Consider the following 20,734-nt stretch of genomic DNA (forward strand, 5'->3'; position numbering starts at 1 on the left):
CCTAGCTTAAAAGCCCAGAGAGTTGTAGGGCCAAGATCAAACAAAAGCCAACAGCTGCCACCTTAGCAGCGAGCCAGAAGGTGACAATCAAGCAGCCAAATAAGACAAGCGCGACCAATAAATGCTAAGAAGCGCTAAATTGCATTGAACCGAAGGCTAAAGTCTGCAAATCTTGGGCATTCACAAGCTTCGGCCACAAGGCCAGTACAAAAAACGAGCGAGGAGCGACAACATGTTTAGCCATATTATGATCGGCGCGAACGATATCGAAGAATCTAAAGCATTTTATGATGCAGTACTGGGTGCATTAGGACACGGCCCTGGTGTAATCGACCCGAAAGGTCGTTGCTTTTACTTTACAGATTCCGGCATTTTCGCTTTGAGCAAGCCTATCGATGGCCAGCCAGCCACTGGCGGTAACGGCAGCACTATTGGTTTTGCAGCGGCGACTACCGAAGCAGCTGATGCATGGCATGCTGCGGGTTTAGCGGCCGGCGGTGAAGCCATTGAAGATGATCCAGGCGTGCGTGAAGGCAATGGCATGAAGCTATATTTGGCTTACTTGCGCGATCCTTCTGGCAACAAAATTTGTGCAATGCATCGCCTATAAAAAACACCAACAGAGGCTCGCAAGAGCCTCTGCTTTACAAACCCCTGCCCTTCTGTTCACCCCCATCCCCCTATCAAAACAGTCGAAAGTCTGAGCCCATTTTCAGCAATTGGATTTATAATTTCAGAGTTGTTGGCGCACTCTAATCACTCATACAGTTATTGCAGCCTTATGCCTAGACTACTCACCGCAGTTATATTAACAACGTTAATGAGCCACATATCTTTTGCAGATAGCCAAGATCTCAGTATAGTAACCACCGATGAAGATTATCCCCCTTACACCTATACTGACAAAAATGGTAAGGCCGCGGGCTTATACATAGAACTTGCCAAACAAGTCTCCCTATCACTGGGTATAGAGGCCAGCTTTCACGCACTACCATGGCGAAGAGCAACCGCCTTAGCACGCCAAGGGAAAATAGATATATTGCTTATCGCCTATGACAACGTTGAAAACCGTCGTAGCTTTTGGATCATTCCAGGTAATGAGCTTGGAGAAACCACCTATACGGTATGCACGGTAAAAGAACACCCTGCGATAGATAAATACAAAAAAATTTCAGAACTACCTAAACAACTAATTATTAATACCGTCAATGGTTACGACTATGCTTTTGCGATTGAACAAAACATTGAGCTCAACACCCAAGCCATTGGACGCAGCGAACCGCACTTAATTTCACTCTTGCTCGGCAGACGCCTAGAGGCCATTCTTATCGAACAATCAACTCTTGAAAATCACCCGCGAAAAAAAGAGCTATGCTGTTTAAATGAAAAGATAATCGGGGCTACTGAATTTATAGCTTTTTCAAAAGCAGCCACCAGCCGACAACAAGCGGAAAACTTTTCGTCGGCCATGAGAAAATTTAAGCAAAGCCCAGAATTTAAAGAACTATTAGAAAAGTATCAGCTCAGCGGGCTGTAAAGTTATTTTTCCGGCGGAGGAGCCACTCGAATAACTTCTTCGATGGTGGTGGTGCCAGCAGAAACTTTTTGTGCGCCGGATAAGCGCAAAGTACGCATCCCTTCTCGCATCGCTTCTTTACGCATGGCTTGTAAATCTAATTGATCATCGATTAAGCCACGCAAATGCTCACTTAATAGCAAGATCTCGTAAATTCCCTGGCGGCCTAGATAACCCGTGTGGCGACACTCATTACAGCCAACTGGCTTATAAACATGTTTAGGGGGCGTTACCTTCCAGGGAGCAACCAGACTATTCCACAAATCTAAATCTACGGCTGTTTCTTGCTTACAATGAGGACATAAAGTTCTGACCAAGCGCTGAGCAACCACCCCACTTAAAGTAGAGCGAATCATATAAGCCGGCAAACCAAGATCCAGCAAGCGGCTTAATGCTCCTGCAGCATCATTGGTATGCAAAGTACTTAAAACCAAGTGACCTGTTAAAGCTGCTTGCGAAGCCATTTGCGCCGTTTCTTGATCGCGAATCTCACCCACCATAATAATATCGGGGTCTTGTCGCATCAGAGTTCTTACGCCGGCAGCAAAATCTAAACCAATGTTATTTTGCACCTGAGTTTGGTTAAAGCTGTCTTCAACCATCTCAATAGGATCTTCAATGGTGCTAACATTCACCTCGCTGGTGGCCAAGCTTTTAAGGCTGGTGTAAAGCGTGGTGGTTTTACCCGAGCCAGTTGGCCCAGTAACCAAAACAATACCATTTGGGCGGCCAACCATTTCTTGCCAGCGGTCAAGGTCATCGCCTAGCAAACCCAAATCCTCAAAGCTGCGCAACAACACATCAGGGTCAAAAATTCGCATCACCAGCTTTTCACCAAAAGCTGTCGGTAAAGTTGACAGGCGAAGCTCTACCTCGCTACCGTCTGGGCGCTTGGTCTTTACTCGACCATCTTGGGGCTTACGTTTTTCAGCAATGTCCATTCGACCAAGAATCTTCATGCGACTCAAAACAGCTGTCGATACTCCTTTTGGCAACTCATAAACCGTATGTAAGATGCCATCAATACGAAAGCGTAATTTACCAGTTTCACGACGCGGCTCTAGGTGGATATCACTGGCGCGCTGATCAAAAGCATACTGCAGCAACCAATCAACAATATTAATAATATGTTGATCATTGGCCTCAGGGTCTTTTAACTTACCGAGCTCTAATAATTGCTCAAAGTTACTAACCGAAGTACCGCCTTGCAGGCCTTTCGCACCAGAAATCGACCTAGACAAGGTATAAATTTCTGCCCTCGCCTTATCCACATCACCAGGAAAGGCAAAAACTTGTCGCACTTTTTTGCGCGCCACATGCTCTAGCTGCTCAACCCATGCGTTATTGAAAGGCTGGTTACTAGCCACAGTAATATGATCAGAGCTAACCTCTACACAAAGAATGTCGTGGCGCTTTGCAAAGGCAAAGGACATCACTTTAGTCACTTCAGCCGCTCGCAGCTTTAGGCTATCTAAGTGAAATATTGGCAAGCCCGCCTTATCGGCCATCCACTGACTTAAGACATCAGCATTGAGAATCTGCCCTTCTTGGCCCTGGTCATCCAAACGCTGATTGGCGATATAGGTTATGGGGTGCATCGCCGCTTCATCTTTGCTGCGACTGGAGCCAATCAGCACGTTTGCATCAGCGGCACTCAGCCGGCCATCCGCCCGGAGGTCATCAAGGACACTACGCAAACTGAGTATTCGGTCTGAAACGGCATTCATAATGGGCTCTCGTTTAGATTGTGCTTGCCAGCTAGCTTAGCACAGTCGCTGGATATATCACCTTAAATAACACCATAAATCAAAGGCTTACAGCCCCTCTTTTATCGCGAGCTAAAGGCCTTGTTTGGCGCCCACTAGAGCTAGATCAGACACTGTCAAATAAAGTTCATTTTTTTGTCATATTTGTGATGACGACCAGCCCCGCTAGCACTATACTGCGCCCACTTTGCCGACCCTCGGCAAGCCCAAATCAACACCCTAAATTGGGAGCTTCCTATGGTTATTGGTAACCCCCTGACGAGCCTATTTGGCAAGTCACCCATTACCCCTATGCAGGAGCATATGAAAGTGGCCACCAGTGCCGCTGAATTGCTATTAGAGTTCTTTTCAGCCGCTCTTGAGAACGACTGGGAAAAAGCCGAGCAAATACAACAAGATATCTCAGAAAAAGAAAACCAGGCCGATGAGCTAAAGCGCGAATTACGCCGCCATTTGCCAAAAAGCTTGTTCTTGCCTGTACCCCGTACAGATCTGCTAGAGCTGCTGGCGATGCAAGACAAGATTGCTAATCGTGCAAAAGATATTGCTGGAATTATGCTGGGGCGCCAAATGGTACCACCTGCAGCAATTGCTCCGGAGCTAACCGCCTTTGTACAAGCTGCAGTTGACACCGCACGCTTAGCTCATAAAGCCATCAATGAGCTAGACGAGCTGCTAGAAACCGGCTTCTCGGGCCGAGAAATGGATTTGGTCGAAAAACTTATCGAAGATCTAGATGCCCAAGAAAGCCATACCGATAAACTAGAGATCCAAATGCGTCTGGCGCTTTTCAAAATCGAAGAAGACCTACCGCCTGTGCAGGTAATGTTCCTTTATCGCGTAATCGAGTGGATTGGTGATTTAGCCGACCGAGCCGAAAAAGTAGGCTCTCGTTTACAGCTATTACTGGCCCGATAGAAATCCAACAACGAATAATTTATAAAACCTCCCCGCTGTAAATAAGGGGAGCATAAGAATATGTGGAGTTAACTATGACCGTGCTCGCAGAATACGGCAATGTGCTATTAATTATGGCCTGTATCTTTGGCCTGTTCATGGCTTGGGGTGTCGGCGCTAACGATGTTGCTAATGCCATGGGAACCTCTGTTGGTTCTAAAGCTTTAACCATTAAACAGGCGATTATCATCGCCATGGTGTTTGAATTTTTAGGGGCCTATCTGGCTGGTGGTGAGGTAACCTCCACCATTCGCAAAGGCATTATCGACCCCAATTTATTTAATGATACGCCCGAACTCCTGGTCTATGGGATGCTCTCGGCCTTATTAGCCGCCGGTACTTGGCTATTGGTTGCCAGCATCATGGGTTGGCCGGTTTCTACGACCCACTCTATCGTAGGCGCGATTGTTGGTTTTGCGGCGGTCGGCATTTCGGTAGATGCCGTATCTTGGGGCAAAGTCATGAAGATTGTTGCCAGCTGGGTCGTTTCACCCGTACTGGCGGGCACCATCTCATTTATGTTGTTCCGCAGCGTACAGAAGCTGATTTTGGATACCGATAACCCCTTCGCCAATGCTAAACGTTATATCCCGATGTATATGTTTGCGGTGGGCTTTTTGATCGCCATGGTGACTATTCTTAAAGGCCTTAAACACGTCTTTAAAGATGCTGGCTTTAAGCTAAGTTTTATCGAATCTATCGGTATCGCTGCCGTTATTGGTTTAGCTGTTGCGGCCTTTGGTATCTTCTTGCTCAACAAGGTGAAGTACCAAGAAGACGAGAACAATCGCTTCGCCAGTGTAGAAAAAGTATTCGCTATCCTAATGGTATTTACCGCTTGTGCGATGGCCTTTGCCCACGGTTCTAACGATGTTGCTAACGCTGTCGGCCCTCTAGCTGCTGTTGTTAATGTGATCCAGAGCGGCGGTGTTGCAGCTAAATCTATGATGCCAAGCTGGATCCTTTTACTGGGTGGTGTAGGTATTGTTTTAGGTTTGGCGACTTACGGCTTTAAGGTGATAGCTACCGTTGGTAAGAAGATTACCGAGCTTACTCCAAGCCGAGGTTTTGCCGCAGAGCTAGGTGCCGCTGGCACGGTAGTATTGGCATCAGGCACTGGCCTGCCGATCTCAACTACACACACCTTGGTAGGTGCAATTTTAGGTGTTGGCTTGGCTCGAGGTATTGGTGCATTGAACCTACGTGTTATTGGCACCATCGCCATGTCTTGGGTTATCACCCTTCCGGCAGGTGCCGGCTTGGCCATTATATTCTTCTTCCTATTTAAAGGAATTTTCGGCTAAGCTGTTTTAGCTGAGAATTAGGGGGATAATCTGCCCCCTGGGTGACAGGGCTTTTTCTAAGTCCTGTCACCAAAGCTTCACAAGCTTGCAACAAACTCCCCCATTAATATAAACCTTAGTTTTGAGACTTTTTGCCATGCACGATGACAAAATCATTGTAGGCAGCGAAGAGTGGTGCTGCTTCCCTAACCTAAATATCCCCGCCATTAAAGCGCGTGTCGACTCTGGGGCAAAAACCTCGTCGCTACACGCTTTTAACATCCAGACCTTTAAGCGAGATAATGCCGCCTGGGTAAGTTTTGAAGTTCACCCCTTGCAGCAAAACCGCAACACCGTGGTGCGCTGCGAAGCCCAAATTATTGATCGCCGAACCATCAAAAGCTCTAGCGGCAATACCGAAAAACGCTATGTGATCAAAGCGCCAGTTAAAATTGGTGCCAATCAATGGGATATCGAACTAACCCTAAGTAATCGCGACACCATGGGCTACCGCATGCTGCTAGGCCGAGAAGCCATGCAGCACAGAATGCTGGTAGACCCGGCAGGTAGCTTTTACTTGGGGGAGCGTAGCGACGAAGATATTAAAAGCCTCTACGGCCGCGAAGACAATCAAAGCGGTGGCTTAAAAATAGGCATATTAGCTAGCAACCCTGAGCTTTACAGCAATAAACGTATCATGGAAGCCGGCCAAGCACGCGGCCATCAAATGCACTTCTTAAACATCAAGCAGTGCTATATGAAGCTCGACGCCGACAACCCAGAGGTGCATTATCGTGGCGGCAGCCTGCTGAATGATTTGGATGCAGTGATTCCTCGCATACGCCCAAGCGTAACCTTTTATGGCTGTGCCCTAACCCGGCACTTTGAAAGCCTGGGTGTGTATTGCTTGAATCGATCTGAAGCTATTAGCCAATCGAGAGACAAACTTTTTTCTTTGCAGCTATTGCAGAAAAACGGCTTGGATATTCCCACCTCCGGCTTTGCAAACTCCCCTAGCGATACCAATGAGCTTATCGATATGGTTGGTGGAGCTCCTCTTATTATCAAACTTCTAGAGGGCACACAAGGTCGTGGAGTCGTCTTAGCAGAAACGCGCAAGGCGGCCGAATCGGTGGTCAATGCCTTTAAATCTCTGCGTGCAAATCTCTTGGTACAGGAATTTGTAAAAGAAGCACAAGGTAAAGATCTGCGTTGCTTTGTGATTGATGGCAAAGTAGTCGCTTCCATTGAACGCACCGCCGCACCGGGGGAATTCCGTGCGAATATCCACCAAGGTGGCACCGCCAAGATTGTGCGCATCAGCAAGGAGGAACGCGCCATTGCCATTAAAGCCACCAAAGTACTGGGGCTTAAAGTGGCAGGCGTAGACATTATTCGCTCCAATAAAGGCCCACTTCTGCTTGAGGTAAATTCTTCACCAGGACTTGAAGGTATTGAGTCTGCGACGGAAAAAGATATTGCGGGCTTATTGATTGGTGCTATTGAACGCAAATTAAAATGGCAGCACAGCAACAGTTAACCTTTCAAAAAAGTTTAACACTGGCCTCTTCTCACTGGTCTACACTCCAGAATAAGACAGCAACAGTGAAGCAATAACAAGGAGTTTGCTTCACTATTGAATTATCTGGGAGATTAGGGATATGTTTAAGGCCCCTAAAACATTCAACACTGAAAAGTCACATACCATCGTTGCTTTGGCCTTTGCCACATTGCTCAGTTTAATGCTGAGTGTGTATCTTGCATCAGGTCTTGGCCAACACTTTGCTGATGTATTGCTGGCAGCTTTCTTACTATTTTCCTCTATTGAGCTTGGACGGCGCTGTGTTGAAACATTTATTAGCCCACTAAAAATCAGCTGGCAAGAGCTGTGCAACTTTAAGCTAGACAGCTACAGTCGCGCCGCGATTTTTATCGCCATTATTTTTGCCTTAATGCAGATGAGCGCCGCTGGTGGTTTGCAGGATGTATTGCTGGGCACTTTATTTTTTAGCGCCTGCTTGTATTTTGTTTGCGTACCTATTTCACGCCCCATGCCACGACCCATGCAGCGTTGCAAACTGGAACACTACTGATCAAGCGAATTCAGCATAATTCACTGCCCTCTAAAGCAGGCAATAGTGGTATGCTGCGCCCATGATTAGTATAGATATTCTCCTTGCCTTTATAGCCGCATCAGCCCTGCTTGCCTTCGCACCCGGGCCTGATAATATTTTTGTATTAACCCAATCTGCACTCAGTGGTCGCAAAGCTGGCATATTGGTCACACTCGGCCTTTGCACCGGCCTAATTGTGCACACTATTGCTGTTGCCGCAGGAGTTGCGGCCATATTTCAGGTAAGTGCAGTAGCCTTTACTGCGCTAAAAGCGGTGGGCGCAGCTTATCTGCTCTATCTAGCCTGGGGCGCCTTTAGAGCTGGCGCCGAAGATATTGAGGCAGGTGAAAGTAATAATCTATCGGCCTTCGAGCTTTATCGCCGCGGCATCATCATGAACATCACCAACCCCAAGGTGGCCATTTTCTTCTTGGCGTTTTTACCTCAGTTCACCAACCCAAACGCTGGCAATGTTAGCCTGCAAATCGTCAGCTTAGGGGCGGTATTTATGGCGGTAGCCTTTGTCTGTTTCTCGCTGATTGCGATTCTGTCTGGATTTCTTAGCCAGCTACTGCGTCGCTCGCCTAAAGCTCAAATTATTTTAAACCGTATCGCTGGCACCGTATTTGTCGCCTTGGCTATCAAGTTAGCCAGTAGCGAGCGCTAGCCACTAGAAACCGCATTTCAAGCTCGATTACTCACGTTGCAATGCCGTAATGGGATCGAGCTTGGAGGCCTTAATGGCTGGGTAGATACCAAAGAGCAGCCCGACTCCACAGCAAAACACCACCGAGATCAAGATCGCTACAGGCGACCAAGCTACAGGCCAACCTGAAAACAAGGAAATTACAGCCGCCAAGGCAAAACCTAAGGCAATGCCCAATAAGCCTCCAATGGCCGAGATGGTAAAACTCTCCACCATAAACTGATTGCGAATATCTTCTTGAGTTGCACCTACAGCGCGCAGCAACCCAATCTCTTTTGTACGCTCTAAAACACTGGCCAACATAATATTCATAATACCGATACCACCGACCAGTAATGAGATACCAGCTACACAGGACATGATAATATTAAAAATTCTTTGGGTAGCTTTATGCTGCTGTAATAGCGCCGCCGGCACCAATACATCAAAGTCTTTCTCTTGGCCATGGCGCTTAAGCAACAAATGCTCCAAGCTTTTAGCGGCAGCCACCGCTGGAATACCCTCTTTCAACTCCAACTTGAATCTATCCAGCTCACTACTAAGCTCGGCATGCTTGAAACGCTTTTGTGCGGTGCTTAGAGGAAGGTATATCGTATTACCATTAACCGACAGCTCCACCCCCTGAAAACTGTCTTTCGATAAGTGCTTATTTTTAAGTACACCAATCACTTCCAGCCAGACATGATTTACTTTGAATATCTCTCCAACCGCGCTGCGCTGAGGAAAAAGTTGGGCGGCGGCCTCTTCACTTAAAACAGCCACCTGGGCAAATAAGCGATCATCTCGCTCACTAATCCAACGCCCTTCATACATAGCACTCCTGGATAGCTCAAAGTGACTTTCGCTCACCCCTTGTACGCTACTATCGCCCTGTGCATAAGCACTAAACAAAGTATGCACATCCAAGTCTTTTTCCGCTGAGTAATTGAGAACAAAAGGCATGGTATCCAGCGCCGACTCCACATCAGAAAGCGTTAGCCCTATGGAATGTTTGCGCAGTTCTTTTAATCGCTCCTTATCGATATCCCGCTCTTCTACGATGAGGTTTCTAACCCCCATGGAATCAATCAAGTTAAGGGCCTCCTCCTCGGCACCCTCCCCCACACTGATCATGGCGATAACGGCACCTACTCCAAACACAATCCCCAATAGGGTAAGCAGAGTTCTAAGTTTGTGATGCCAGAGCTGATCAACCGCATCATAAAAATCATCTCTAAGTGCCATTAGATTTCCACCAAATTATCGGGCAAGCTCAGCGCTACCTGCTCACCGGATTCCAAACCGCTACTAATTTCCACACGACTTAAGCTTCTCAAGCCCAAGCTAACCAATCTCTTCTCAAAGCCTGCTGGGCTTTTAACATAGACCCAATGAACACCATCCTTGCTAAATAAACTTTGTCGCGGCACCGTCAAGGTATTGGGCTTGCTAACGATAGATATATCTCCTTGCAAACGCTGCCCAGGGCGCATAAAACTAGAGTCCGTATTTTTTATGTCAACAATAACTTCAAAGTAATTAATAGGGCTTTTTCTAGAACGCGGTGCGGCGACAGAGGAGATCGACAAAAGCTCGCCATCAATCCGCTTATCGGGGAAAGCATCCAGATTCAGCTCTACCGCCTGGCCAGGCTCTATTCCTAAAGCCTCACTCTCTAAGACAAATAATTTAGCCTGCAAAGCTTCAAGGTTGGGGATGTTACCAATACGACTGCCCGACCAAAGCTGCTGACCTACTTGAACTTTGTCACCGCGCCAATTTTTATGGTAGATAAAAATGCCATCTTGCGGAGCAAATACTTCTAACTGCTTCAAGACCTTATCATTGCGATCAATGGTGCGCTGCTCGGCCTGCTCTTTGACTTCGTGAACCGCCACTTGCGCTTGGCCTTGAGCTACAGAAGTTTTCTTTCGCCAATCCAAATATTCACGTTTCGAAGCTAGATACTCCTTATCCAACATTTGATCGGCAATTTCGTTTTTACTATAGACCAGCAAATCATCCACTGAAAAACGCTTACTTAGCGCGAGCTCCTCATCAACCACATGGCTTTCGCCTTGTACCGACATTTCATCTAATCTGAGTTTTGACTGGGTATTATTCTTCGCCAAAGCATGCTGCTGTAATGACCATTGTGCTTTTTGCAAGCTCAACTGGTAACGACTGGCATCAAATTTCGCCAGCAGATCACCTTTTTTTACCGTGCTGTTCTCTGGCTTTAGCCAATCTAAACGCAGTGCATTCATAGAGCTCATCGGTGCAGAAACCGTTTTATTTTCTTTGGCCTGCAGCTCACCCTTCGCTTTCAAAACAACATTAAAGTCGGCTCGCTCCACCATAACCGATATGGTTTGCTGCTGTTCCACCTCGGAACATGCGAGTAGGCTCAGAATAAAGGGCAGCGAAAACCATCTTTTCATAATAGCTGCTCCCCACCCGCTAGGCCTTTATCAACAACCACCCTATCCCCGACAAACCCTGCAACATGAATATCCTTTCGGCTTACACCCAGCCAGGATTCCAGCTCCACATAGGCTTGCTCGCCATCGTACTTTACATACCGCTTTGGTAGTGCCGCCACATTTTCGAGTCTCTGCTTGAGCACTTCTAAGCGAACAGCCATACCAGGACGCATTATCTGTGGGTCAGATTCCTCTAGCTCAACAATTGCGTCATAAACCATGCTAGGGTCATCATGGGCTTTCATACGAACGATCTTACCTATTTTAAGCAGACGCCCCTGAAACACGCGATCAGGTAAAGCATCCAATCTTACTTTCACCTCTTTACCCAGTTTTAGATCAGAAAAATGATGCTCTTGAATGGTCGTTTTTACCTGCATTTTATTGAGATTGGGTATCTCCAGAATATTCTGCGACATATAAACAGTGTCACCTACTGAGTATTTATTGCCTTGATAATCTTTAAGATGTACAACAACACCCGACTTCTTGGCCTTCTGATGCAGATTGTTCAAACCTTTTTGATGCCCCTGCACTTCGGCACTTAAGCGCGCTATTTCTGATTCGGTGATCTCTTTTTGCATTTTCGCTTCGGCTAACTGGCTGTCCAAGCGCGCCTTTTCAAGCAACAGCTCTTGCTCGGCAATCTTCAACTCCACGATTAGACGTTTAACATCCAACTTAGCGGCATAGTCGCCATCTTGGGAAGCCTTACGCTGAGCTTTTTTAAGTTGCATTCTGGTTTCTGACAGCGACAATTTTAAATCTTCAGAGGCTTGCTCATTAACTAGATCTTCGCTTTCTAACTTTTTTTGCTCTGCCTGCAAAGCCGCACTGCTTTTTTGTAAGCGCTGCATTTGTTGTTGAGTATCATATTCCAACAATCTTCCGCCTTCTTCTATATCTGAGCCTTCTGCAGCTAGATAAGTAATTTTGTACTGCCAAGTTCGTTTAATAAATGGCGCACTAACTTTAATAGAGTCAGAAGAAATTAACTCCCCGGTCGAGTCGATACTGAGATCAATCGTTTCAAGCTTGACTCGATAATAGGCTTGGCCAGAATCCACACAGGCGGTTAATGTGGTGATCATCAGCACTAACAGAGCTCTTTTCATTAGATTTCTCCCCCCAATTGCTGCTCATGAGCCCGAAGCTTTACCATCACACTCATGCCTGGTAGCAATTGGCTGGAATCAAAATTGCTATCATCAAGTTCAATTTCTAATGCATGATAATAGGCCTCCCCCCAGACTGGGCGAGATTCACCTTGCAAACTGATTTGCTTTAATTGTCCTTTGATACCCGCTTTATTTAGGGCATCCACATATAGTTCAACCGGCCCGGTTTTCACCCTTGCAATATCAACTTCATTCAACCACGCCTTGATATACAGCTGACTAGTATCTGGGATCTCAAGCACCACAAAACCTTTTTGAACGGTATCACCTGCTTTAATGGTCTGCCCAGTCCATGGATGTCTGACATACACCACCGCACCGCTGCGTTTTGCCTTTTGATTTAATCCTTTTAGCATCACTTGCTTACGATTAAGTTCAGCTAGGGCAGATTTATATTGTATTTTCGCCGTCGCGATTTGGTTCGCCAGCTCTACTTCCTTTTGAGCGAGCGCCTGCTCTTTCTCTTGCAGAGCCAATTGCATCTTTTTCTTTTCTAGCTGGTTTTTCTCAAATACAATTTTTGTTAAATGGTTGGCTGGGATCGAGGCTTCCAAATCAGCTTTCTCAAGGTCTAGGCGCGCGATTTTCATCAGAAATTCCGCTTCTAGACGCTCGAGTCTTAGCTTCTGCTCCGTCTTTTTGGCTTCAGCCTCCGTTTTTCTCAGCTTTGCTTCTTCAGCTTCTACTTCCGACTCCAAAGCCGCCGCATCAAATACCGCCACCGTATCGCCTGCCTTTACTTGCTTGCCTTCCTGTTCCAGCCATTTGATTTGCAATTGCCAAGAATCAGAATCTGGCGCGCTGAACTGTTGCTTAAAGCGGGCTTCCACAAAGCCGCTGATCAGCAAAGATTGGGCTGAGGCAAAATTTGCAAAGATGAGGAACGTGCTTAATAACAAGCAGGAAATAGTTTTGTTGAGCTTATACATCCTGTAACTCCCCGTCCTTCATCAGCAGTAATCGTTGGGAGAATTCAGCAATTTCCGCTTCATGGGTAATTAACACAATCGTTTGCCCCTGCTCATGCAGATCTTGCAGCAGAGCCATAATTTCTAGGGATGTTTTGCTATCCAAGTTACCGGTTGGCTCATCAGCGAATATAATTTTGGGTTTGTTAATTAAGGCTCGGGCAATTGCCACTCGCTGCCTTTGCCCACCTGAAAGCTCATAAGGTAAATGATCAACTCGATCGGCAAGCCCAACGGTTTGCAACATTTCTTTCGCTCGAGTACTGGCTTCAGCGCGCTCCACATCAGCATAGCGCAAAGGCAGCATTACGTTTTGCAAAGCACTTAAGCGTGGTAACAAATGAAAGGTCTGAAATACAAAACCAATCTCGCGATTGCGAATAGCCGCCAACTCCTTGTCTTCTAATTCAGACACATCGCGATTATTAAGAAAATAGGAACCGGCACTGGGCTTATCTAAGCAACCCAGAATATTCATCAGGGTCGATTTACCAGAACCCGAAGAGCCCATGATCGCGACAAATTCATTCTCTCGGATTTGCAAGCTGATGGATTTGATAGCTTCGACGCGTAGATCGCCGCTTTGATAGGTTTTATTGAGCTGCTGAAGCTCGATAACGCAGGGGGCCGCTTCACGGCTAACATGAGGGTGCGCTTTAATAGCAGACGTCACTGGATCTTCCTCTGATCTCTCTGATTTTATCTTGTTTCTACTTATAAGTTATTCCCAGCAGCATACCGAGCTATGCCGATCAGTCAAGTATTCAAAGCTCACTAAGTTAACTAAATTACTACTTATAAACACTGTTTGAACATTGCTCACAACCACTTGATCTGCATTGAACCGAACAGGATGAATCAATTTAGATCAAGCTATGAACGATACCTAACTTTATCGACTGATTTCTAAGCGGCCTCTAAAACCACTATTGCTTACATCACCAATAAGGGGACTAGCTTCATAACATCGGATTCTGCGACCATGAAGATCGCAAAATGGGCGATTGCAAATCCCCAAGCTTTCATCCACAGTAGGGTTGTACCGCTCCAAAACTGTTCTAATCCTAAGCCCATGGATGAACCGCAATGAACGAAAAACTATTCACGCAACGTCTTGCCGAACTGGTAAAGATCCCTTCGGTTAGTAGCCATTCATCCCAATGGGATATGGGCAATATTGAAGTCATCCATACCCTGGCCAATTGGCTAGAAGCACTAAACTTCGATGTACAAATTCTCCCCGTTGAGGGCCAAGAAAATAAGGCCAATTTAATCGCCAGTCGCGGCAAGGGTAAAGGCGGCTTGGTGCTCGCCGGCCATACTGATACCGTGCCCTATGATGAAGGCCGCTGGCAAAGTGACCCCTTCGTATTGACCGATAGTAATGAGCGCTTTTATGGCTTAGGTGCAACCGATATGAAAGGGTTTTTTCCGGTTGCCCTAGCGGCCATCGAGCGCTTCGAGCAAGCCGAATTCCAGCAACCCCTCATTATCCTTGCGACGGCCGACGAAGAAAGCTCCATGAGTGGAGCGAATGCCTTAGCGGCACAAGGCTTTAATGAGCAAGGGCAGGCGCGTTATGCGGTAGTGGGTGAGCCAACAGGATTAAAACCCATCTATATGCACAAAGGCATTATGATGGAGGAGCTGCGCATTATCGGTCAAAGTGGCCACTCCTCAAACCCTGCGCTGGGTAATAATGCCATGGAAGCCATGCATGAGGTGATGAGTGAGCTAATGCTATTTCGCAGTGAACTGCAGGAACGCTACCAGAACCCAGGTTTTGCTGTTCCCACCCCCACTATGAATTTTGGCTGCATTCACGGTGGCGATAACCCCAACAGAATTTGTGCCGACTGTGCCATGCAATTTGATCTGCGGGCAATCCCTGGAATGAGTAACGATGAGATGCGCCAAGCAATCAAAGAACGCATCGCTATCGTTGCCCAAAGACGTCAAGTCACTATCGAATTGGAAACCTTATTCGGTGGCGTCGAGCCTTTTGCTGAAGATAGAAGCAGCGAGCTGGTAAAAGCCGCCGAAAAGCTCTGTCAGCAAGATAGCGAGGCTGTTGCCTACGCCACCGAAGCGCCCTTCCTACAGCAACTAGGCATTGAAACCTTGGTACTTGGCCCTGGCAGCATCGACCAAGCCCACCAACCGGATGAGTTTATTGCACAAGATCAAATAGCCCCAGCTATCGATATTATCTCGGGCCTGATTAACAAGTTCTGCATGCCGCAAAAATAGTGGCCCGGTAGCGAGTGACCAAAACCGCCCTATCATGGGGCGATTCACGCTTTTAATTGGCCCGATTGACGGGCTATACTCAAAGCCTGTTTTAACAAGAGCCTAGCAAAGTGAACAAGCAAGACTACGTAAAATGGTTCCGTGACACCACGCCCTATATTAAATCGCAACGTGGTAAAACAATCGTATTGATGCTGCCCGGTGCAGCTATCGCCCATGATAATTTTTTAAACATCGTCAGCGACATCAATCTACTAAGCAGCTTGGGAGTGCGCTTAGTTTTAGTTCATGGCGCCAGACCGCAGATTGAGTCTCGCTTTGCCGCGGCCGGAATTGATAGCCAGCTACACAAGGGCAAACGTGTTACCGATCAACAGAGCATGGGCCTGGTATGCCAGTCGGTAGGTGAAGTTCGCAACCAAATCGAGGCCGCATTTTTTAGCCGACACTTGAATGCACCGAAAGGGGCAGAGTATGTACAGGTGGTTGGCGGCAACTTAGTAACCGCAATGCCAACAGGCGTAATTGATGGGGTAGATTTGCAATATACCGGCAAAGTACGCCGACTCGCCACCGACGCCATCGAAACCATGTTGGATAACCGCCAGCTAGTACTGATCTCACCGCTAGGGTACTCCCCTACCGGCGAAACTTTTAACTTATCTTATGCAGAGCTGGCCACGCGAGTTGCTATCGATCTTAAGGCCGATAAGTTAATCGCTTTTTGCTCTGAGGATGGCGCTTACAACGCCAAAGGCGAACTGTATCGTGAATTAACATTACTGGAATGCCAAGCAACCCTAGGCAACGATGGCGATTTAAACGATCACCGCCTGGCCTTAGAAGCTTGCTATCGCGCTTGCGAGCAGGGCGTTGCCCGTGCACATGTACTGAACTACGGTGACGATGGTGCACTATTGAAAGAAATATTTACCCGCGATGGAGCTGGCACCATGGTTTACCGCGACAGCTATGAGCTGATTCGCCGGGCGCGCATTAGTGACGTTGGTGGCATATTAGATTTGATTCGCCCGCTTGAAAAACAAGGCATATTAGTGCGCCGTTCACGTGAGCGCCTAGAGATGGAGGTTGAGCATTTTACCGTAATGGAAAAAGACGGCGCTATTATTGCTTGCGCAGCCCTTTATCCATTTAATTCTGCCAATTCTGGTGAGCTTGCCTGTGTTGTTACCTCGCCAGAATACCAAGGTGGAGGGCGCGCAGCAAAACTGCTAAAGCATATCGAACGCCAGGCTAAAAAATTAGGCTTTGAGCAGCTCTTTACACTAACCACACAAACCGCACACTGGTTTATTGAGCAAGGCTTTGAGACCGCTAACGTTGCTATTTTGCCCGACGAAAAGCAGTCATTTTATAACTACCAGCGTAACTCCAAGGTTTTTGTCAAAAAAATTGACGCATAAGCTTCCCTGCAAAAACTGGGCTGTATTCTTCCTGAATCAAGCTCAGTTTTTAATTCTTTGCGCTAACTATCACCACGAGCTTGATCCAGATCATATCCTCTAGCGGCACTCAGCATTACTGTGCACGGCCCAATTATTAAAACCCTATCATAAAAGCCCAAAAGAGGCCTTCATTCATGAATATCTCTAGTAAAGCAGCGACGGTTCTTTACCGGAAAGATAACCATAGCTGTATTGTATTTTCAGATCTGGTGGAAGGCCATGGCGTTCAGGCCAATCAGTTTCTGATTATTGATGAAAACCATACCGCACTGATCGACCCCGGTGGCGATTTAACCTATACGCCGCTTTCGATTGAAATCAGCAAGCACGTTAGCCTACAAGACTTAGATTATATTTTTGCGTCGCATCAAGACCCAGATATTATTGCCTCACTACCACGCTGGATGATGCACAGCCACTGCAAGGTAGTAACCCCAAAACTTTGGTCGCGATTTTTACCGCATTTGGCATCAAGCTTTATTACCGACAAACTCAGCTCTTCGGTTGATGAAAGAATTATTGCAGTACCCGATGAAGGCCAGAAAGTGCCGTTTGGGCGTAGCGACATCATTTGCTTACCCGCACACTTTTTACATTCCGTTGGTAACATAAATTTTTATGACCCCGTGAGTAAAATTTTATTTTCAGGGGACATGGGTGCATCAATGGTTGATAGCGATGCAGCTGAGCCCGTGGATGACTTTGCTGCCCATATTAAATTAATGGAAGGTTTTCACCGCCGCTACATGACCAGCAACAAAGCCTGCCGCCTGTGGGCGAAAATGGTCAGCCAATTGGATGTGCAAATGATTGTGCCGCAACATGGTCGACCATTTGTTGGCCGCACCATGATTGCACAATTCTTAAAATGGATTAGCAATTTAAAATGCGGGGTAGACTTATTGAGCGAACAGGATTACCAAGTTATCAAATAAAACTATTCGCTCAGGGATGAGCGGCCTTCCTTAAAATATCAAATTTAGATATCCGAAAAATCACCACCACGCCCTTTACCTGACGCGAAACGCGCCGCACCAGAGCTGGCCAAACCAAGATCGACCACCGGGCGGCCACGGCTGAACTCCAGAGTTAAGCCTTCTTCAATACTGCCATCAAATGCCTGATAAGCCGATAGGCGATCCGCTCGCAGACACTCTTGTGGAAACTGGCTAATGGAAAGGGCCAGTTGTTCGGCCTCTTCACGCACAGTGCCCTTTGCCACAACTCGGTTTGCCAAGCCCATCTGCAAGGATTCTTCTGCATCTACTGGGCGGCCAGTTAAAATTAAATCCATTGCTCGGCTTAAGCCAATAAGGCGCGGCAAGCGCTGGGTGCCGCCATCAATTAGCGGAACGCCCCAACGACGACAGAACACACCGAATACTGCATCCTCTTCCATCACTCGCATATCACACCACAAGGCCAACTCCATCCCCCCCGCTACGGCATGCCCTTCGATGGCCGCGATTACTGGCTTGCTGAGCAATAGGCGCGAAGGCCCCATCGGACCAGTATCATCTAAGCTGACGGTTTCGCCCTTTATAGGCGCAGGATCTACCATAGGGTTGGAACCATCCATCGTAGCTACAGCTTTTAGATCAGCGCCAGCACAGAAACCACCATCCCCATAGAACACGGCCACCTTTGCCTCATCGTCCTGCTCAAAGGCCATAAAAGCTTCCGCTAGTGCTCTAGCGGTTGGGCCATCCACAGCATTTTTAGCATGGGGGCGGTCAATGATTATCGTGCTGACAGGGCCATTCTTCTCTATACGTATCATCACTTATTACTCTTTTTATCTTATTAATAAATTGAGTGTAACATAAACTTCTAATTTGAAGTCAATTCAGCCCCATTAGCGAGCCTAGTGCAAGCCTTGTTACAATTACGCTTTTTAGCTCGAGCGCATTATGTTTATTGATGATTACCAGAAGATTTTTCTATCGGATCGCCCCATGCTGGACGTTCGGGCGCCCATAGAGTTCGAGCAAGGACATTTCCAGCACGCCCAAAACAAGCCCTTACTAGATAATCAGCAAAGGCAAAGCATTGGCCTATGTTACAAAGAGCAAGGGCAAGACGCTGCCATTGAAATGGGCTGGCAGATGGCCACCGAAGAAGTTATTGAAGCGCGCATCAGTCACTGGGCCGAGTTTACCCAGGCAAACCCCAATGGCTGTTTATATTGCTTTCGCGGTGGACTACGTTCGCAATTTAGCCAGCAGCTTCTCAAGCAGCATGGCATCGACTACCCGATTGTGAAAGGCGGTTATAAGGCCATGCGCCAATTCTTGCTGCAAGAGCTTGAGCAAGCCTGCCAAAATGCTCCTCTCATCATAATCGCCGGCCCTACGGGTAGTGGTAAAACTAAGGCGATAGAGCAAATCGAGCGCAGCATCGATTTAGAAGCCGAGGCTTGCCACCGAGGCTCTGCCTTTGGGCAACTGCTAAACGCCCAGCAACCCGCTCAGATAAGCTTTGAAAACAATATTAGCCAGCGCTGGCTTAAGCTCGGCCGAGAAAGAGCGGTGCTTATGGAGGACGAAGGGCGCTTAATTGGCCGCTTGAACCTGCCGGATTACTTACAAGCCGCCATGCAAAAGGCCCCCTTAGTCCAAATAGAAGAGCCCCTGGAGCAACGCTGCCAGTGGGTGATTGAGGATTATGTGTTAAGCCCACTGCGGGAAATCTCGATAGCGGCATTTAGCCAAAACCTGAGTGCTAATTTGTACCGTATCCGTAAGCGTCTAGGCGGCTTACGCTACCAGGCACTTCAAAAAGAATTCGAGCTGGCTTGTCAAAGCTGGTCTAAGCAGCAGGAAGCCAGCGCCTTTTATGGCCCCATTGAGCAGTTGCTGCGTGATTATTACGACCCGATGTACAAATACCAGTTGCAACAGCGGCAGGGACAAGTACTATTCCGCGGTCGCTGCCAAGAGCTGGTTGATTGGTGTCGCGAGCAAAACCTTTAAACGCCGCAAGGCATAAGCAAGATGTTAAGCACATTAGCAGGAGTAAACATGGCCCTCATTCGCTGGATCTTAGGTCGCATTATTCTTTTATTGAATGCCGTATTCCGCCCCAGTAAGCGCCCACTGAGCCCAGAGGCGAAAGCCGCTCAGCAAGCTGCGGCTGGCAATCTAGCGCTCTATCAATTTGCGGCCTGCCCCTTCTGCGTAAAAGTACGCCGCGAGCTACGACGTCTTGATTTAGAGTTACCATTACGTGACGCCAAAGGCTCTGAGCTTTATCGCTCTGAGCTTGAGCATGGCGGTGGTCGCATCAAAGTGCCCTGCTTGCGTATCGACGAAGGCGCGAACACCACCTGGCTCTACGAATCCAATGACATTATCAACTACTTACGTGAGCGCTTCCCGGCTGAAGCCGAGCAAACTCCCGCTTAAGCTTTTAAGCACTCTTGGCAGGGGAGCTAGCCCCCTTTGTGAAGCCCCCTTCTCAAATCCTACCTACCCAAGCCCTAATGTGCTGCACAGCGGTTTTGCTGACTGGTCAACAAATAAACATTCAACTAATTAATAAGCATTAAGTCCCAGTTCATTGAAAATCAATAAGTATTAGATTTTATGTGACGCTAGTCACGTCAGTAATTGCCGCCTCATGTTGTAATTTGCGGCCTTAACCGATCCGCCAATGATACAGATGACAAGGGGCCATCGATGGGCACTTTAGATAGAAGTTGGAACTCGGAAACGGAATTCGCGTTCAATAGTCAGCAGGAAGCTCTTTACCCGATGTTACTGCGTATGCAGCAAGACTTTGATTTCAAAGTCGTTGTGAAAGCAGGTGCCTATTTATTGAGCACACGTGAGTATCTCGATATTAATAGCGTAGAAGTCTCCCCTTCTTTCCAAACGCTTGATGCTCTAGAGCAGTACATCAACAAGAATATGGTTGATATTTTGTACAGCTACTTATTCGATATTCCAAGCCAAGACGTTAAAGAGCTACCAAGCAGCTACGCCATTGCTTAAGCCTTAAGCAGCTTGT

At 47.2% G+C, this 20,734-nt stretch carries 20 protein-coding genes and 1 pseudogene; 14 read left to right on the forward strand and 7 right to left on the reverse strand.

The genetic code is table 11. The features are described 5' to 3' along the window. The first annotated feature begins 232 nt into the window (after positions 1 to 232). On the forward strand, positions 233 to 610 hold the full coding sequence (locus Q1A41_RS09455; protein WP_299977672.1) for a VOC family protein: 378 nt from the start codon (positions 233 to 235) through the stop codon (positions 608 to 610). Positions 611 to 820: 210 nt separating this feature from the next. Beyond that, positions 821 to 1,537, forward strand: a complete 717-nt coding sequence (locus Q1A41_RS09460; protein WP_299977675.1) for a transporter substrate-binding domain-containing protein — start codon at positions 821 to 823, stop codon at positions 1,535 to 1,537. Positions 1,538 to 1,539: 2 nt separating this feature from the next. On the opposite strand, the gene Q1A41_RS09465 is transcribed toward Q1A41_RS09460, so the two are convergent. Further along, positions 1,540 to 3,303 (reverse strand): GspE/PulE family protein, encoded by a 1,764-nt coding sequence (locus Q1A41_RS09465; protein WP_299977678.1) that lies wholly within the window; start codon positions 3,301 to 3,303, stop codon positions 1,540 to 1,542. Positions 3,304 to 3,579: 276 nt separating this feature from the next. Here Q1A41_RS09465 and Q1A41_RS09470 point away from each other — a divergent pair, with 276 nt between their 5' ends. The 6 genes and pseudogenes from Q1A41_RS09470 (at position 3,580) to Q1A41_RS09495 (ending at position 8,363) form a co-directional block, all read left to right on the forward strand. Continuing rightward, positions 3,580 to 4,260: a TIGR00153 family protein gene (locus tag Q1A41_RS09470; RefSeq protein ID WP_299977680.1), complete on the forward strand. Its 681-nt coding sequence runs from the start codon at positions 3,580 to 3,582 to the stop codon at positions 4,258 to 4,260. A 74-nt stretch (positions 4,261 to 4,334) separates the two neighbouring features. Next, complete coding sequence (locus Q1A41_RS09475) at positions 4,335 to 5,603, forward strand: inorganic phosphate transporter (protein ID WP_299977682.1); 1,269 nt, start codon at positions 4,335 to 4,337, stop codon at positions 5,601 to 5,603. A 136-nt stretch (positions 5,604 to 5,739) separates the two neighbouring features. Further along, positions 5,740 to 6,144 (forward strand): annotated as a pseudogene (locus Q1A41_RS09480) (ATP-dependent zinc protease); the annotation flags it as partial. Positions 6,145 to 6,183: 39 nt separating this feature from the next. Then, positions 6,184 to 7,122, forward strand: coding sequence for a 30S ribosomal protein S6--L-glutamate ligase (gene rimK / locus Q1A41_RS09485; RefSeq protein WP_299977843.1), 939 nt, complete (start codon positions 6,184 to 6,186; stop codon positions 7,120 to 7,122). Between the two features lie 121 nt (positions 7,123 to 7,243). Beyond that, positions 7,244 to 7,675: a hypothetical protein gene (locus tag Q1A41_RS09490; protein ID WP_299977685.1), complete on the forward strand. Its 432-nt coding sequence runs from the start codon at positions 7,244 to 7,246 to the stop codon at positions 7,673 to 7,675. Positions 7,676 to 7,736: 61 nt separating this feature from the next. Then, positions 7,737 to 8,363: a LysE family translocator gene (locus Q1A41_RS09495; RefSeq protein WP_299977687.1), complete on the forward strand. Its 627-nt coding sequence runs from the start codon at positions 7,737 to 7,739 to the stop codon at positions 8,361 to 8,363. Between the two features lie 27 nt (positions 8,364 to 8,390). On the opposite strand, the gene Q1A41_RS09500 is transcribed toward Q1A41_RS09495, so the two are convergent. The 5 genes from Q1A41_RS09500 to Q1A41_RS09520 are packed head-to-tail and all read right to left on the reverse strand — an operon-like array spanning position 8,391 to position 13,683. After that, positions 8,391 to 9,626 carry an ABC transporter permease gene (locus Q1A41_RS09500; protein WP_299977690.1) on the reverse strand — a complete coding sequence of 412 codons (1,236 nt, stop codon included), beginning with the start codon at positions 9,624 to 9,626 and terminating at the stop codon, positions 8,391 to 8,393. Continuing rightward, complete coding sequence (locus Q1A41_RS09505) at positions 9,626 to 10,822, reverse strand: efflux RND transporter periplasmic adaptor subunit (RefSeq protein ID WP_299977693.1); 1,197 nt, start codon at positions 10,820 to 10,822, stop codon at positions 9,626 to 9,628. Before Q1A41_RS09505 ends, Q1A41_RS09500 begins: the two co-directional genes overlap by 1 nt. Continuing rightward, entirely contained in the window at positions 10,819 to 11,979 is a 1,161-nt protein-coding gene (locus Q1A41_RS09510) for an efflux RND transporter periplasmic adaptor subunit (RefSeq protein WP_299977697.1), read from the reverse strand. The genes Q1A41_RS09505 and Q1A41_RS09510 overlap by 4 nt, the downstream gene beginning before the upstream one ends. Continuing rightward, the gene (locus Q1A41_RS09515) at positions 11,979 to 12,971 is read right to left on the reverse strand and encodes an HlyD family efflux transporter periplasmic adaptor subunit (protein WP_299977699.1); all 993 of its coding nucleotides are present in this window, start codon (positions 12,969 to 12,971) and stop codon (positions 11,979 to 11,981) included. Before Q1A41_RS09515 ends, Q1A41_RS09510 begins: the two co-directional genes overlap by 1 nt. After that, positions 12,964 to 13,683, reverse strand: a complete 720-nt coding sequence (locus tag Q1A41_RS09520) for an ABC transporter ATP-binding protein (protein ID WP_299977702.1) — start codon at positions 13,681 to 13,683, stop codon at positions 12,964 to 12,966. The genes Q1A41_RS09515 and Q1A41_RS09520 overlap by 8 nt, the downstream gene beginning before the upstream one ends. 413 nt (positions 13,684 to 14,096) lie before the next feature. On the opposite strand from Q1A41_RS09520, the gene argE reads away from it, so the two are divergent. The 3 genes from argE (at position 14,097) to Q1A41_RS09535 (ending at position 17,661) form a co-directional block, all read left to right on the forward strand. After that, complete coding sequence (gene argE, locus Q1A41_RS09525; RefSeq protein WP_299977705.1) at positions 14,097 to 15,260, forward strand: acetylornithine deacetylase; 1,164 nt, start codon at positions 14,097 to 14,099, stop codon at positions 15,258 to 15,260. Positions 15,261 to 15,370: 110 nt separating this feature from the next. Continuing rightward, on the forward strand, positions 15,371 to 16,684 hold the full coding sequence (argA, locus tag Q1A41_RS09530) for an amino-acid N-acetyltransferase (RefSeq protein WP_299977708.1): 1,314 nt from the start codon (positions 15,371 to 15,373) through the stop codon (positions 16,682 to 16,684). A 176-nt stretch (positions 16,685 to 16,860) separates the two neighbouring features. Then, a complete protein-coding gene (locus tag Q1A41_RS09535) occupies positions 16,861 to 17,661 on the forward strand; it encodes an MBL fold metallo-hydrolase (RefSeq protein ID WP_299977710.1) in 801 nt (266 codons plus the stop codon). Between the two features lie 44 nt (positions 17,662 to 17,705). On the opposite strand, the gene Q1A41_RS09540 is transcribed toward Q1A41_RS09535, so the two are convergent. Then, positions 17,706 to 18,506 (reverse strand): crotonase/enoyl-CoA hydratase family protein, encoded by an 801-nt coding sequence (locus Q1A41_RS09540; protein ID WP_299977845.1) that lies wholly within the window; start codon positions 18,504 to 18,506, stop codon positions 17,706 to 17,708. A 130-nt stretch (positions 18,507 to 18,636) separates the two neighbouring features. Here Q1A41_RS09540 and mnmH point away from each other — a divergent pair, with 130 nt between their 5' ends. From mnmH to Q1A41_RS09555, 3 genes are all read left to right on the forward strand, one after another. Continuing rightward, a complete protein-coding gene (mnmH, locus tag Q1A41_RS09545) occupies positions 18,637 to 19,698 on the forward strand; it encodes a tRNA 2-selenouridine(34) synthase MnmH (RefSeq protein WP_299977713.1) in 1,062 nt (353 codons plus the stop codon). Positions 19,699 to 19,746: 48 nt separating this feature from the next. Further along, the gene (locus Q1A41_RS09550) at positions 19,747 to 20,130 is read left to right on the forward strand and encodes a glutathione S-transferase N-terminal domain-containing protein (protein ID WP_299977716.1); all 384 of its coding nucleotides are present in this window, start codon (positions 19,747 to 19,749) and stop codon (positions 20,128 to 20,130) included. 273 nt (positions 20,131 to 20,403) lie between these two features. Next, positions 20,404 to 20,718: a hypothetical protein gene (locus Q1A41_RS09555; protein ID WP_299977718.1), complete on the forward strand. Its 315-nt coding sequence runs from the start codon at positions 20,404 to 20,406 to the stop codon at positions 20,716 to 20,718. The last annotated feature ends 16 nt before the right edge of the window (positions 20,719 to 20,734 follow it).

Source organism: uncultured Pseudoteredinibacter sp. (genome assembly GCF_947502065.1).
Lineage (GTDB): Bacteria > Pseudomonadota > Gammaproteobacteria > Pseudomonadales > Cellvibrionaceae > Pseudoteredinibacter.